Annotated in this window: 11 protein-coding genes; 10 read left to right on the top strand and 1 reads right to left on the bottom strand. The window is 54.5% G+C overall.

All coding sequences use genetic code 11. The features are described 5' to 3' along the window. The first annotated feature begins 17 nt into the window (after positions 1-17). From infB to NXS13_RS01490, 5 genes are all read left to right on the top strand, one after another. Positions 18-2,921 (top strand): translation initiation factor IF-2, encoded by a 2,904-nt coding sequence (infB, locus tag NXS13_RS01510; RefSeq protein ID WP_259289252.1) that lies wholly within the window; start codon positions 18-20, stop codon positions 2,919-2,921. Positions 2,922-3,109: 188 nt separating this feature from the next. Then, a complete protein-coding gene (rbfA, locus tag NXS13_RS01505) occupies positions 3,110-3,535 on the top strand; it encodes a 30S ribosome-binding factor RbfA (protein ID WP_259076344.1) in 426 nt (141 codons plus the stop codon). Positions 3,536-3,561: 26 nt separating this feature from the next. Next, entirely contained in the window at positions 3,562-4,926 is a 1,365-nt protein-coding gene (locus tag NXS13_RS01500) for an MATE family efflux transporter (protein ID WP_259157686.1), read from the top strand. A 40-nt stretch (positions 4,927-4,966) separates the two neighbouring features. Continuing rightward, entirely contained in the window at positions 4,967-5,764 is a 798-nt protein-coding gene (locus NXS13_RS01495; protein ID WP_259076349.1) for a metallophosphoesterase, read from the top strand. Between the two features lie 3 nt (positions 5,765-5,767). Continuing rightward, positions 5,768-6,436 (top strand): 4'-phosphopantetheinyl transferase, encoded by a 669-nt coding sequence (locus NXS13_RS01490; protein WP_259157687.1) that lies wholly within the window; start codon positions 5,768-5,770, stop codon positions 6,434-6,436. On the opposite strand, the gene truB is transcribed toward NXS13_RS01490, so the two are convergent. Next, positions 6,433-7,341, bottom strand: coding sequence for a tRNA pseudouridine(55) synthase TruB (gene truB / locus NXS13_RS01485; protein WP_396125058.1), 909 nt, complete (start codon positions 7,339-7,341; stop codon positions 6,433-6,435). The genes NXS13_RS01490 and truB overlap by 4 nt on opposite strands. Positions 7,342-7,409: 68 nt before the next feature. Here truB and NXS13_RS01480 point away from each other — a divergent pair, with 68 nt between their 5' ends. The 5 genes from NXS13_RS01480 (at position 7,410) to NXS13_RS01460 (ending at position 13,987) form a co-directional block, all read left to right on the top strand. Beyond that, positions 7,410-8,378, top strand: a complete 969-nt coding sequence (locus NXS13_RS01480; protein ID WP_259076367.1) for a bifunctional riboflavin kinase/FAD synthetase — start codon at positions 7,410-7,412, stop codon at positions 8,376-8,378. 35 nt (positions 8,379-8,413) lie between these two features. After that, a complete protein-coding gene (locus NXS13_RS01475) occupies positions 8,414-9,373 on the top strand; it encodes a nucleoside hydrolase (protein ID WP_259157692.1) in 960 nt (319 codons plus the stop codon). Between the two features lie 134 nt (positions 9,374-9,507). After that, on the top strand, positions 9,508-9,777 hold the full coding sequence (gene rpsO / locus NXS13_RS01470; protein WP_259076371.1) for a 30S ribosomal protein S15: 270 nt from the start codon (positions 9,508-9,510) through the stop codon (positions 9,775-9,777). Between the two features lie 196 nt (positions 9,778-9,973). Next, positions 9,974-12,253 (top strand): polyribonucleotide nucleotidyltransferase, encoded by a 2,280-nt coding sequence (locus tag NXS13_RS01465; RefSeq protein ID WP_259076373.1) that lies wholly within the window; start codon positions 9,974-9,976, stop codon positions 12,251-12,253. Positions 12,254-13,030: 777 nt separating this feature from the next. Then, complete coding sequence (locus NXS13_RS01460; protein ID WP_259076383.1) at positions 13,031-13,987, top strand: aldose 1-epimerase family protein; 957 nt, start codon at positions 13,031-13,033, stop codon at positions 13,985-13,987. The last annotated feature ends 32 nt before the right edge of the window (positions 13,988-14,019 follow it).

The following is a 14,019-nucleotide window of genomic DNA, read 5'->3' as shown; positions in this document are numbered from 1 at the left end:
ATAACACAAGGAGAAAAGTGCCCGGAAAATTACGTGTACATGAGCTCGCTAAACAGCTCGGTATCACCAGCAAGGAGTTACTTGCCACACTCAGAGATAAAGGCGAGTTTGTCAAAACTGCTTCCTCAACCATAGAACCACCGGTAGTCAAGCGCATGAAGGCGCATTATGCCGCGCAGGCGGAAGCTGCACCTGCCGCCGCAGAAACACCTCAAGCTGATACCCAAAAAGCTGAGCAGACTACCAAACCCGCAGCAAAGCCTGCTAAACCTGCAGCCCAAGCGGCTAAACCCGCAGCTCAGGTCGCAAAGCCAGCCGCTCCAGCCGCTCAGCCAGCAGCTCAGACTGCAAAACCGGCTTCTCCCAAGCCAAGTGCGCCTGCCGCCACCCCTGCGAAACCTGTGGAGCAAAAAGCAAAACCAGCTGCACCCAAAGCGAAGCCCACTGAGCAAGTAGCGAAGCCTGTCAATCCAGCAGCCCAAACTGCCAAGCCGGCAAGCCCAACTTTCTCAGAGCCTGCTAGTGCAAGCTCTGATAAGCCTGCTCCAGCTGCTAAGCCAGCGGGACCCACCCCAGGGACAATGCCAAAGCCACAAGCGAAGCCTGCTCCAAAGCCAGGCGCACGTCGAGTGGCAAATAACCCATTCTCTACCGGAGGCCAAGACCGACCAGGTCCGCGTCCAGGAGGGCGCCCCGGTCCGCGCCCAGGAGGATCCACCGGCGACCGCCCAGCTCGCGGTGCTCGCGGAGGTCAGGGTGGCAATCGCCCTCAAGGTGATCGTCAGCGCCCAGGCGGACAAGATCGTCCGAATAACCAAGAGCGTCAAGGAGGAGGACGTCGTCCTTCGCCAGCTATGATGCCGAACCATCCATCACCAGGAGCTATGCCAGAGCGCGCAGCTTCTGGGGGTCGAGGTGGCCGAGGTGGCAATAATCAGGGCGGCGGCTTTGGACCGAATCGACCAGGCGGCGCAGGTCGCGGTGGTCGACGCGGAGGAACCGCGGGTGCTTTCGGACGCCCAGGTGGCGCCCCTCGCCGCGGACGCAAGTCGAAACGGCAGAAGCGTAACGAGTACGAGTCCATGCAGGTGCCAAATGTCATTGGTGGCGTCGCGCTGCCCAATGGCGCTGGCGCTACCGTGCGGCTCGCTCGCGGAGCTTCTCTCTCCGACTTTGCTGACAAGATTGATACCGATGCATCGGCATTGGTGCAAGCACTGTTCAACTTGGGCGAGATGGTAACAGCCACGGCTTCCGTTTCCGAGGAAACCCTCCAGCTTTTGGGCGAAGAAATGAACTACGTCGTTGAGGTCGTTTCCCCAGAAGATGAAGATCGTGAGCTACTGGAGACCTTCGATCTGCAGTTTGGCGAAGACGCCGGAACCGAAGACGATCTAGAATTTAGGCCTCCAGTTGTGACCGTAATGGGCCACGTCGACCATGGTAAAACTCGACTACTGGATACCATCAGGAAGGCTAACGTCGGTTCCGGCGAGGCAGGTGGAATCACCCAGGGGATCGGTGCCTACCAGGTTCAGGTTGATATCGAGGGCCGCGATCGAAAGATCACCTTCCTAGATACGCCAGGACACGAGGCCTTCACCGCCATGCGTGCCCGTGGTGCCAAATCCACTGATATCGCCGTACTCGTGGTGGCCGCAGATGACGGAGTGATGCCCCAGACCATCGAGGCGATCAACCATGCCAAGGCAGCAGATGTGCCAGTAGTTGTGGCTGTGAACAAGATTGATAAGCCGGGGGCTTCTCCTGATCGTATCCGTGGTCAACTTTCCGAATATGGACTGATCCCGGAGGAATATGGTGGCGACACCATGTTCGTTGATATTTCCGCTAAGGAAAATATCAATATCGATAACCTCCTCGAATCGGTTCTGCTCACCGCGGATGCTTCATTGGATCTGCGTGCTAACCCCGAGATGGATGCCCAAGGCGTTGCTATTGAAGCACACCTGGATCGCGGCCGTGGCCCGGTGGCCACCGTAATTGTGCAGCGAGGCACCCTGCGCGTCGGCGATTCGATCGTAGCCGGCGACGCATATGGTCGTGTTCGCCGCATGGTCGACGAGCACGGCAATGACGTGGAGGAAGCTGGTCCATCGCGTCCAGTCCAGGTACAGGGCCTCAACGGAGTTCCAGGCGCTGGTGATAACCTACTGGTTGTTGAGGATGATCGCGTCGCTCGCCAGATTGCAAATCAGCGAAATGCCCGCAAGCGCAACGCATTGGCTGCGAAGACTCGCAAGCGCGTTTCTCTCGAGGATCTGGATGCAGTATTGCGCGAGCACTCCACGCTCAACCTCATCCTTAAGGGCGATAACGCCGGTTCGGTGGAAGCTTTGGAGGAAGCCCTCCTACAGATCGATATGGACGACGAAGTCGAGCTCAATATCATCGACCGCGGCGTGGGTGCAGTAACCCAGACCAACGTATCGCTTGCTGCCGCTTCCGATGCCGTCATCATCGCCTTCAACGTGCGTTCCGAAGGTAAGGCAACCGAGGAAGCAAACGCTGAGGGTGTAGATATCCGCTACTACACGGTTATCTACCGCGCGATTGAGGAAGTTGAGTCCGCTCTGCGCGGCATGCTCAAGCCGGTCTACGAAGACCGCGATGTCGGACGCGCTGAAATTCGCGCCATCTTTAAGGCCTCCTCTGTCGGCCTTATCGCGGGCTGCAAGGTCGAAGATGGCAAGATGCGCCGTGGTGCATCGATCCGCTTGATCCGAGATGGCAACGTAGTAACCAGTGATGCCACAATCAGCTCGTTACGTCGAGAAAAAGACGACGTGACCGAGGTGGCTGCAGGTTATGAGTGCGGTATGGTGCTCAGCTACCCGAATATCGAGGTGGGCGACATAATCGAAGCCTACGAGAAGGTCGAAGTACCTCGCGATAAATAGGCTGACTATCCCGCTGTGAGAAGAATATCCCTCTCACAGCGGGATTTTTCTGCGCTATATAGCTTTCTCGCCTCGGATCGTTAATTGAGCACTAAACCGATACTATTTAAGAGAGGTTCAGGTGCACCGAAAAGTGAGCGCCCCCGCACCTCGTGATAAAAAAAATATTATTCAAGGAGTGAGTTTTCATGGCAGATAATTCTCGCGCACAGCGTCTGGCAAAAAGGATCCTACAAATTGTTGCTACCGCCATCGAACGGGAGATCAAAGATCCGCGTTTGGAATTTGTTACGATCACCGACGCTCGAGTAACCGGTGACCTCCACGATGCGACTCTCTACTACACCGTGCGTGGAGCTAGCATCGACCAGCCAGCAGACCACGAACGAGCCGCTGAAGGGCTGGAAAAAGCTCGTGGTTCACTACGCAAGATAGTAGGTGAAGCGCTCTCAGTGCGTTTTACACCTACCCTGAAATTCGAACTCGATACCGTCCCGGAGACCTCTGCCCGCATGGAGGATCTCTTAGCGCGGGCTCGTGAGCGCGATGCAGAATTGGCGGAGTTGCGGAAGAATGCCCGGCCCGCTGGCGACGAGAATCCCTACAAGAACTAGAGCTAGGCGCTCGCAGCCGATAGGCTATGAATAATTCGATGATTACTGAGCAGTCCCACTCGGATACGTATGAGTTGCCTAGTGCTCGATCAATTCTCGCGCTGGCGCTTCCTGCCCTTGGCGTCCTCATTGCTACTCCGCTCTTCCTGCTACTCGATACTGCAGCAGTCGGACGGTTTGGAGGAGGAGAGTTCTTAGCGGCTTTAGCAACAGGAACGACATTGTTCTCTATTGTGACCACGCAGCTGACTTTTCTTTCTTATGGAACCACTGCCCGTTCTGCACGATATTTCGGAGCGGGGGATCGAAGCAGCGCTATCGCCGAAGGGGTACAGGCAACTTGGGTGGGGATCGCCGTGGGAATCGTGCTCGCACTGATTATGTGGTTTGGGGCTCCATGGTTTAGCCTGTGGATCTCCGCTAATTCAGAGGTAAGCGAGCTCGCGACCACCTGGTTGCGAATCACTTCTTTCGCGATCCCGATGGTGCTATGTTCCATGGCGGGTAACGGCTGGCTGCGCGGGATTCAAAATACGAAGCTACCGCTCATTTTCACGCTGCTGGGCCTAGGTCCAGGCGCGGTTCTCATTCTGGTATTGGTTCACCGCTACGGAATCGTCGGGTCGGCGTGGGCGACTCTGGCTGCCGAAGCCATTATGGCTGGTCTGTTTGTAGGAGCCCTGGTGCTTATGCATAAGGGGAGCTGGGCTCCCGACGCGCGGATCATTAAGGATCAGTTAATTCTGGGTCGAGATCTCATTGTTCGTTCTCTCGCCTTCCAGGTGGCTTTTTTGTCTGCAGCCGCGGTAGCTGGACGCATCAGTGCGCAAGCTTTGGGCGCGCACCAGGTACTTCTTCAACTGTGGAATTTCTTTAGCCTGCTCCTCGATTCTCTGGCTATTGCTGCCCAGACCCTCGTGGGTGCAGCGTTAGGGGCGCAGAGTTTGAAGGCTGCTAGGCAAGTAGGTCAGCGAATTTTGCTCTATTCTCTGGGATTTTCTGTGCTGCTCGCGGCAGTGCTCGCAGCCAGTTACCGGATGGTTCCTCCTCTGTTTACCACCGATCAGTCGGTTCTTAAAGAGATCGCGGGCCCATGGTGGCAGCTCGTATTTATGATTATCGTAGCTGGTGTGGTATTCGCCCTTGACGGAGTTTTATTGGGCGCAGCCGATGCGGCATACCTGCGAACCACGACGCTTATCGGTGTCCTCGGCGGATTCCTGCCGGGAGTGTGGATTGCCAACTACTTTGGCTTAGGCCTGCAAGGGGTCTGGTGGGGGATTCTCGCTTTTATGATGATCCGATTCTTCAGCGTTGTGGGGCGCTTCTATTCCATGAAATGGGCCAGCCGGGCCCTCGCTTCCAACTACGCAACCTATACTGAAAGATAGTGCGTTCCAGCTTCTGCGTACCCACTTCGAAGGAGTGAATATGACCCAAACGCTGTGGGCGGTCGCCGACTTGCATGGAGCGGTTAAGCACAACCGGGAGATGATCGAATCCATCAAGGCTCGTGATCCGTCCGATTGGTTGATTGTCGCTGGCGATGTGGCTGAGCGCACCGAAGTGGTCATTAAAATTCTTGGCAAGCTACGCCGCACATTTTCCACAGTAATCTGGGTACCAGGCAACCACGAGTTATTTATGCGCACCGGCGATACCTTTCTGGGCCGGGCGAAATACGAAGAATTAGTGCGACGTTGCCGGCAAATTGATGTCCTAACCCCTGAAGATCCGTATCCTGTATTCCACGGCCGTACGGTTGTGCCGTTATTTACGCTCTATGACTACTCCTTTAGGCAACCCGATCTTAGCGTCGAGCAAGCAGTGCAAGCCGCTCGCGATAAGGGCATTATGCTAACCGACGAATTCGCTATAGCTCCCTTTGTCGATATTCGCGCGTGGTGCTGGGACAGGCTCGCGTACTCGGTCAAACGGTTGAGTAGAATCTCCGGCCCCACTATTTTGGTTAATCACTGGCCGCTCGTGGTAGAGCCGGTGAACCAGCTCACATATAAAGAGATCGGCCTCTGGTGCGGAACTCGTCATACGCGTACCTGGGCGCAACGATATCAGGCCGAAGCGGTAGTGTATGGTCACCTCCACAATCCTGGGTGCCTAAAGGTGGAGGGTATCAATCACCTCGAGGTCTCTTTGGGCTATCCGCGAGAGTGGCAAGCCACTATCAATAGTCGACAGTGGCCCTACCCAGTCGTGGAGGCATCATAGCGCATGGTAGAGGCTAATTTATTCCCTGAGTCCGCTCGCTTCCATGTCCTCAAAGTGGATCCTCAATCCGTTGATCTTCGGCATTTCAGGCAATTGCACCCCACGGAACAAGCAGCGGTGCACCATGCGGTTGATAAACGAAAGGCCGAGTTCGGCGACGGTCGCTTTTGTGCCCACCAAGCCTTACGGGCACTCGGGTGCGAATCAGGGCACCCCATTGTGCGTGGAGAACGCGGAATGCCGGTATGGCCAGAGGCAGTTTCCGGCTCCCTCACTCATACCGACGGTCTGCGAGCTGCGGTGGTGGCACCACGATCGCGGGTGCGCTCAATGGGACTCGATGCAGAGATAGCTGAGCATTTACCAGAGGGGATCCTGGGGTCGATTGCCCGGCGAGGGGAACTCGCCCAACTCGAGCAATTACGCAAACAAGGTATCACGTGTGCAGATCGCTTGCTGTTCTGTGCCAAAGAAGCCACGTATAAAGCGTGGTTCCCACTGACCCATCGATGGCTCGGTTTCGAACAGGCCGAAATCGATATTCGCCTAGATGGAAACTTCGTCTCCTACCTTCTGGTCCGGCCCACCCCCGTCCCTTTTATCGAGGGACGGTGGATGATTGCAGATGGCTATATTATTGCGGCAACTGCGGTGCTGAGCGAGAGCGCCTAGTTCAAAGTGTTGGGTCGTGCCACGAAGATGCTGGCCAGCCTCTTGCCCTGCTGTTTAACGAGGGCAATAGCTCGGCCATCTGGGTCTACCGCGGCAAATGGTCCCTCCTGCGCCACTGGTTGGAGCCATTTGCCCATCGACAGATCCCGAGCTTGGTCTGCAGTAATATCGAGAACAGGGTAGCAATGGGGGAGGGCTTGGTCTAGGCTCATGGATAGTTGTGGTGCCTTCTCGAGTTCCTCAAGGGTTCGAGCGTCCTCCAGAGAAAAGTGGCCGAGCACGGTACGGCGCAGATAAATAAGATGACCGCCGATGCCTAGAGCCTCTCCCAAATCGCGTGCCAGAGAACGGATATAAGTCCCTGAAGAGCACTGCACCCGAATATCTACGTCAATATGATCGCTGTGAGGGCGAATATCTGAGACAGAGTAGGAGAAAATTGTTACTGGCCGAGCAGGAATCTCTATATCCTCGCCATCACGGACTCGCTGATAGGCTCTCTTGCCGTCGATTTTAACAGCTGAAACTCGGGCTGGGCGCTGCATGATATCGCCACGAAATGGTCCGATGGCAGCGTTGATCGTTTCCACACTCACCTCAGCAAGCTCAGCTGCGCTAGCCCGTGAGATTTCCTCACCTTCGGCATCATCGGTGGTCGATGCCGATCCAAGGCGGATTATCGCCTCATAAGTCTTTGTGGCATGGACTAAATGTGCTAAAAATTTAGTGCCGCGCTCAACCCCTAAAACTAAGACACCAGTAGCCATCGGGTCGAGCGTCCCGGCATGACCGACTGCGCGTGTATGAAAGGCGCGACGGACGCGCGCCACTACATCGTGAGAGCTCAGCCCAGCAGGCTTATCCACGATAACGAGGCCAGAACGGTCGAGTAGGGAAGAGGGCATGTCAGTCATAAATCCCAAGTCTATGAGCTGCTATCACCTTTCGCCCATTTTCCCGTAAACTAAGCGGCGTGAATATATGGCGTGGACTCGACAATATACCGGCAGATCTCACATCTAGTGTGGTGAGTATCGGCGTCTTCGACGGCATGCACCGAGGTCACAAGACGCTACTCGATGCCGCCGTTAAACGAGCAGATGAGCTCGAGGTACCCAGTATCCTTCTCACTTTCGACCCACACCCGCTGGCAATCCTGCGCCCGGACCGAATGCCTCCACTGCTAGCTAGCGTGGAAAGGCGAGCTGAGTTGGCGGCTCAGGAGGGAATAGACTTCATCCTCGCGATGACCTTCAGCGTAGACAAAGCGCAATTGAGCCCTGAGGATTTTTTCACAGAGGTTCTCGTCAATTCCTTACACGCCCGCGCTGTAGTCGTGGGTGAAAACTTCACCTTTGGTCACAATGCCGAGGGCACCACGAAAATATTGCAGGACTTAGGCAAAAAGTACGGGGTTGAGATCTATATTAAGGATCTCCTTGGCGACGACGGGGAGACCATATGTTCCACTTCGATCCGTCGATATCTCAGTTGCGGTGAGATTCGCCTAGCTAACCACGCTTTGGGTCGCGAGTTCGAGGTGTGTGGCGAAGTGGTCCGCGGTGCTGGACGCGGCGGAAGAGAATTGGGCTATCCCACCGCCAACCTGTACTTTCCTGATTCGGTAGCCTTGCCAAAAGACGCCGTATATGCCGGATGGTTACGAGTGATCTCCGAAGCCCCAATAGATGGGGATATGGAGCATAATACTCGCTACCCAGCAGCGATCTCGGTGGGCCACAACCCCACATTCGGCGATAAACGCCGCAGTGTTGAGAGTTTTGTTATTGGGCGCGATGCCGATCTGTACGGACATACCGTGGTAGTGGAATTCGTAGATTTCGTTCGTGACATGGAAACGTTCAGCGGCATCGATGAACTAGTTGCCACCATTGACAAGGACGTGGCACATACCTTAGATATACTCAACCATTCCTCATAAGGCTAGGCGAGGACATTTACTGATCGGAGAGTGACATGTACACCAAGATCATTCTTGACCTCGATACAGGCATCGACGACGCGCTGGCAATCGCTTATACCCTCGGCTACTGCGCGGCCCATCCCGAGGTCGAACTCGTCGGGATCACCTCCACCTACGGGAACGTCGATATTGCCACCAGCGTGCGCAATAATCTAGCGGTGACACAACTCTTTAAACGCTCCGATATCAAAGTCTATGCCGGCCCGCCTAAGGCTCTTGGTGCTTCAGATTTTAAAGTCCTTGAAATCTCGTCGTTTATTCATGGGGCAAATGGGATTGCAAATATGATAATCCCTGAACCGCATAAAAGTGGAGAGAACCGAGATGCCGCAGATTTCCTGATCACCTCCGTGCATACCTTCGGCGATGATCTCGTTATTATTCCCACCGGGCCCTTGACCACCATTGCTACGGCAATAGCGAAAGATCCCACCTTTGCACATAAGGCTCATATTGTCTTCATGGGAGGGGCACTAACCGTACCGGGCAACGTGAAGCCGTGGGCAGAGGCGAATATCCATCAGGATCCCGAGGCCGCTGATCGAGTGCTTCGTGAAGTCGAAGATATCACCATGGTGGGGCTCGACATCACCTTACAAACGCTATTGACTCCCGATGATCTCGCGATCTGGCGGGAGCTTGAGAATTCACGGGCGGAGTTTATTACCGCACTCGCAGAATACTATATCGATGCCTATGCCGAATTTGATCCCACGCTTGGTGGGTGTGGGCTCCACGATCCGCTTGCTGTGGCTATTGCACTCAACCCGGATCTTGCTGTCTATCACAACATGAACCTCATGGTCGACACAGCGGAACCGCTGCGTGGGCGGACCACGGGCGACACCACACGTTTGGGGAATCACAGGAAAAATGTCAAGGTAGCCCTCGGGGTGGATGTGCAGCGTTTTAAGCAGCTCTTTATGCATTACACCACACTCGCTGCGAGCTAAGTGCACGAAAAGTCAACGCTCGTGCTATAGTCGTTGAAGTTTCTCTTACTGTGGTTCACAGCAGTTTGAAAAACCACCGTTTATAAGGCGGTGATGACGTTTAATGTGGACTGGAAATTTCAAGGAGTAACCCCATGGCTCTTAATGCAGAGCAGAAGAAGGCCATTCTCGCTGAGTTTGGTTTGCACGAGACTGATACCGGTTCGACCGAGGCACAGGTTGCCTTGCTCACTCACCGCATCAATACCTTGACCGAACACCTCAAGTCCCACAAACATGACCACCACTCTCGTCGTGGTCTGCTCTTGATGGTGGGTCGTCGTCGTGGTCTTCTGAAGTATCTGGCAGCCAATAACGTTGACCGTTACCGCGATCTCATCGCTCGTTTGGGTCTGCGTCGTTAAGCTCTAAGAAAAAAGAATCCCTCCCCTTGTGGGAGGGATTTTTGTTTGGGGCTAAAGACTGGGTGAAGTTGTGTTAAAGTCGTTCTTGTTGCGTTTTTTGGATATCCGAAAACAAAAATACCGAAGATATAAATCATGGTAGAAAGACGGCACCGATGATCGTCGAAAAGCACGCACAATAAAGAGGAGAACGTGCATGAGCAGTGCAAAAAAATTAGTTACTTTTACTGAGGATCCCGAAGTTGGCATTACCGAAGCAATAGCCACCATCGATAACGGCGATTTTGGAACCCGAACCATCCGCTTCGAAACCGGGCAACTAGCCCGCCAAGCGGGTGGTTCTGTTACTACCTATCTCGACGACGATAATATGCTGCTGTCAACGGTGACAGCATCCTCGCAGCCCCGCGAAAACTTTGACTTCTTCCCCCTGACCGTCGATGTTGAAGAACGGATGTACGCCGCGGGACGCATCCCAGGTTCCTTCTTCCGCCGTGAAGGCCGCCCCTCCACCGAAGCGATCCTCGCGTGCCGTCTTATCGACCGTCCTTTGCGCCCTACCTTTGTGAAGGGGCTGCGCAACGAAGTGCAGGTCGTGGTGACCGTTTTATCAGTCGATCCAGAAGATATGTACGACGTCGTAGCCATCAACGGCGCCTCCGCTGCAACCCAGCTCTCGGGACTACCCGTATCTGGTCCTGTAGGCGGCGTGCGCATGGCGCTTGTCGCAGATGAGAAACACCCCAAGGGGCAGTGGATTGCTTTCCCCACTCACGCCCAGCATCAGGAGGCTCTGTTCGAGCTCGTTGTGGCTGGCCGCATCATTACTAAGCGGCAGGGAAGGAAGACCGTCGAAGACGTCGCCATTATGATGGTGGAAGCGGGGGCCACCGAGTCCGTTGTAGACAAGATCAAGGATGGCAAACCAGCTCCAACGGAAGATGTTGTAGCGGCAGGTTTGGAAGCAGCCAAGCCTTTTATCGAGGTGCTCTGCCGAGCCCAGCTTGGTCTTGCCGAGCGAGCTGCAAAGGAGACCCAAGAGTTTCCTCTCTTCCCTCCCTATTCAGATGATATTTTCGCCGCGGTGGAGAAGCAGGCAACCAAAAAACTGGGCTCCCTACTCACTATCAAGGCAAAGCAAGAGCGCGATGATGCCACCAATGAATATATGGAGCACGTCGAGGCCCAACTGGTCAAGCGTTTTACTACGGACGAGAGAAGCGAGGAGACCGCTGCTAAGGAAATCCGTGCCGCATATAACGCTGTGATGAAGAAGGTTGTGCGTCGCATGATCCTCACCGATCACTTCCGTATCGATGGCCGTGGTGTCACCGATGTGCGCGACCTGGGCGTAGAAGTAGATCTCATTCCGCGGGCACATGGCTCCTCGCTCTTTGAGCGAGGAGAAACTCAGATCATGGGTGTGACCACGCTTGATATGCTCAAGATGGCGCAACAGATTGATTCGCTGTCGCCAACAACGTCGAAGACATATTTCCACCATTACAACTTCCCGCCATATTCGGTGGGTGAAACTGGCCGTGTGGGTTCACCGAAACGCCGCGAAATAGGTCACGGTGCTCTTGCTGAGCGTGCGCTTATTCCAGTGATCCCGTCCCGGGAAGAATTCCCGTACACGATTCGTCAAGTTTCCGAAGCCTTAGGCTCCAATGGTTCTACCTCGATGGGCTCGGTATGCGCCTCAACGCTTTCGCTTTATAATGCCGGGGTGCCACTGAAGGCTCCCGTTGCGGGTATTGCTATGGGCCTAGTTTCCGATGAGGTCGATGGGGAGACCGCCTATGTGGCGCTGACCGATATCTTGGGTGCTGAGGATGCCTTTGGCGATATGGACTTTAAGGTTGCCGGTACAGCAGATTTCATCACCGCCTTGCAGCTCGATACCAAGCTCGACGGTATCCCCTCTGAGGTACTCGCAGCAGCCCTATCTCAAGCTCGCGATGCTCGTCTGTATATCTTGGATACAATGGCTGAGGTCATTGATGGACCCGATGCTATGAGTGAATACGCTCCGCGAATCACCTCGGTTAAGGTTCCTGTGTCAAAGATCGGTGAGGTGATCGGGCCGAAGGGTAAGACCATCAATGAAATCACCGAGGCGACTGGTGCCGATATTTCCATCGAAGACGATGGAACCGTCTATGTTTCCGCAACCGGCGGCAAGGCTGCAGATGCTGCCATCGAGCGCATTAATGCCATCGCTAATCCGCAGTTGCCTAAGGTAGGCGAGCAATTCCTTGGTACCGTGGTCAAGACTACTGCTTTTGGTGCGTTTGTTTCCTTGGTACCTGGTCGCGACGGTCTAGTACATATTTCGAAGCTCGGGAATGGCAAGCGCATTAGTAAAGTCGAAGATGTCGTAAACGTGGGCGAGAAAATCGAGGTTGAAATCCTCGATATCGATAACCGCGGCAAGATTTCCTTAGGCCTAGTTAGTCACGAGGAAGAAAGCTAAGCAGAAACTCCGTTATGAGCCACCACACCCCACATACTGGGGTGTGGTGGTCATTGTGATTTTTAGGGCACTGATAACGCTCCATCACGCTTCAAGGGAGTAGCGTTGTCGAGCTCAGCGGAGCTCACGCCATGTCAGGCGCTCGAACCTATTTAATTTTTTTTATCCCACCGATGGTTTTGATGAGAAATCTACGCCGGTTTCCCATCAGTACCGGGTATTAAAATCACGGGGCAGAGCAAGCGGATAGCTAGAAAAAATTACCGAGGACTTTGGTCAGATTCTGATGTGCTCCCTCTGGTAAAGGCATCTGCTGTTACCGGGCGCGAGCAGGTGTAGACCAACCGCTTAGCGTGAATACCAGTACAGGGTAGTAGACTCCGTGCATAATCAGATATCTAAGGCTATCCCTAATTACATGGGGCGCAGAGTAGGCACGGAGTTGGCGCAGAGATATAGGACCCCAAGCAAGACAAGCCTACCTAGGTGGTCCCCGAATCCGACATCGCGCACGATATAAGGGACGCGCGAACTGCATGCTTGTGCATCCTATTGGCTTTGCCCAAGTGGGGGTAAAGATAATGTGAATTAGTTCACGCTGCAACTGCGATGTCGAATAAAACACAACGCTTACACATCAGGTGTGTACTTATTCAACTAAAGGACCTCATCTTTTATGGCGATAATCGTTAACAACTCTTTATCTAAAAGCTAATATAACTTTTGGATGATGATCACCATGTGTGTGGAGCGGTAATAACTCGAAAGGCTACCGTTATGGGTAAGAATTTTCAGGAGCTCGTACTGGAGGCATCGGACTACCGCGCTGTCATAACCTGTAGGGGCGCCGGTCTGCGCGAGCTCAGTTATCGCGGGCGACCACTCATTCAGTCTTATAACCCAGGCGAGCCAGCTCCCTTAGGTGCCCACCAACTCTTGGCCCCCTGGCCCAACCGGACCGCGGACGGGCGCTTCATATGTGCTGGGCGCACCTTTGAACTCGAGCGCAGCGAGGCGGCCCGCCACAATGCGATTCATGGATTTATTCGTCGCCAAGAATTCGAGGTTATTAGCCTCTCTCCACACTCCGCAACCCTACGCCTTCGAGATCAACCACATCCCGGGTGGCCGTGGGCAGTGACCTATACCGTGGTGTGGTCACTTGGAGCTGAAACCGGCCTGAGTCTAGATTTCCAGGCCCACAATACATCAGATACTGCCATGCCTTTTGGGTTCGGTTTCCACCCGTATATATGTGCCCAAGGGGCGCCGGTAGATCGAAGTCTATTGGCTCTTCACTCGGTTTCATCGTATCTCCCACTCGAAACTTCCCGGAATCTCCCAGCCGGCCCTGTCTCTCCACTGCACACTCTGGAGAACGAAGGCACTGTTACGACACACCAGCTCGAGATGCTAGGAGAGGGGATGCCACTTGAAGGAGTATTCTTTGACCATTGCTTCGGGCCTGGAGTTAATGAGGCAACTCTCATCGACCCCCGGAGCGGACGTGGAGTGAGGATTACAGGCGACGAGTCAATTTCCTGGATGCAGGTTTTCACCCCAGACCCTGCTCGTGGCTGCGGCTTCCCAGGGGTAGGGCGAGCAGTGGCTGTGGAGCCAATGACATGCCCGCCCGATGCTTTACGTTCCGGCACCGACCTTATGACCATCGCCCCGAATGAGGTGAAAAAAGTCAGTGTGAGTATAGGCGCCTACCAACGTACAACAACTTAATAAAACCGCCCAGTCTGACAATATTCCACCCA

Source organism: Corynebacterium sp. ES2730-CONJ, from assembly GCF_024834055.1.
Taxonomy (GTDB): Bacteria; Actinomycetota; Actinomycetes; order Mycobacteriales; family Mycobacteriaceae; genus Corynebacterium.
This window is presented reverse-complemented; position numbering and strand designations above follow the sequence as displayed.

Bases quoted from the DNA above. Each gene is read 5' to 3' on its own strand.
- rbfA (WP_259076344.1), top strand. From the start codon at position 3,110: ATGGCAGATAATTCTCGCGCACAGCGTCTGGCAAAAAGGATCCTACAA.
- NXS13_RS01500 (WP_259157686.1), top strand. From the start codon at position 3,562: ATGAATAATTCGATGATTACTGAGCAGTCCCACTCGGATACGTATGAG.
- NXS13_RS01495 (WP_259076349.1), top strand. From the start codon at position 4,967: ATGACCCAAACGCTGTGGGCGGTCGCCGACTTGCATGGAGCGGTTAAG.
- NXS13_RS01490 (WP_259157687.1), top strand. From the start codon at position 5,768: ATGGTAGAGGCTAATTTATTCCCTGAGTCCGCTCGCTTCCATGTCCTC.
- truB (WP_396125058.1), bottom strand. From the start codon at position 7,341: ATGCCCTCTTCCCTACTCGACCGTTCTGGCCTCGTTATCGTGGATAAG.
- NXS13_RS01475 (WP_259157692.1), top strand. From the start codon at position 8,414: ATGTACACCAAGATCATTCTTGACCTCGATACAGGCATCGACGACGCG.
- rpsO (WP_259076371.1), top strand. From the start codon at position 9,508: ATGGCTCTTAATGCAGAGCAGAAGAAGGCCATTCTCGCTGAGTTTGGT.
- NXS13_RS01465 (WP_259076373.1), top strand. From the start codon at position 9,974: ATGAGCAGTGCAAAAAAATTAGTTACTTTTACTGAGGATCCCGAAGTT.
- NXS13_RS01460 (WP_259076383.1), top strand. From the start codon at position 13,031: ATGGGTAAGAATTTTCAGGAGCTCGTACTGGAGGCATCGGACTACCGC.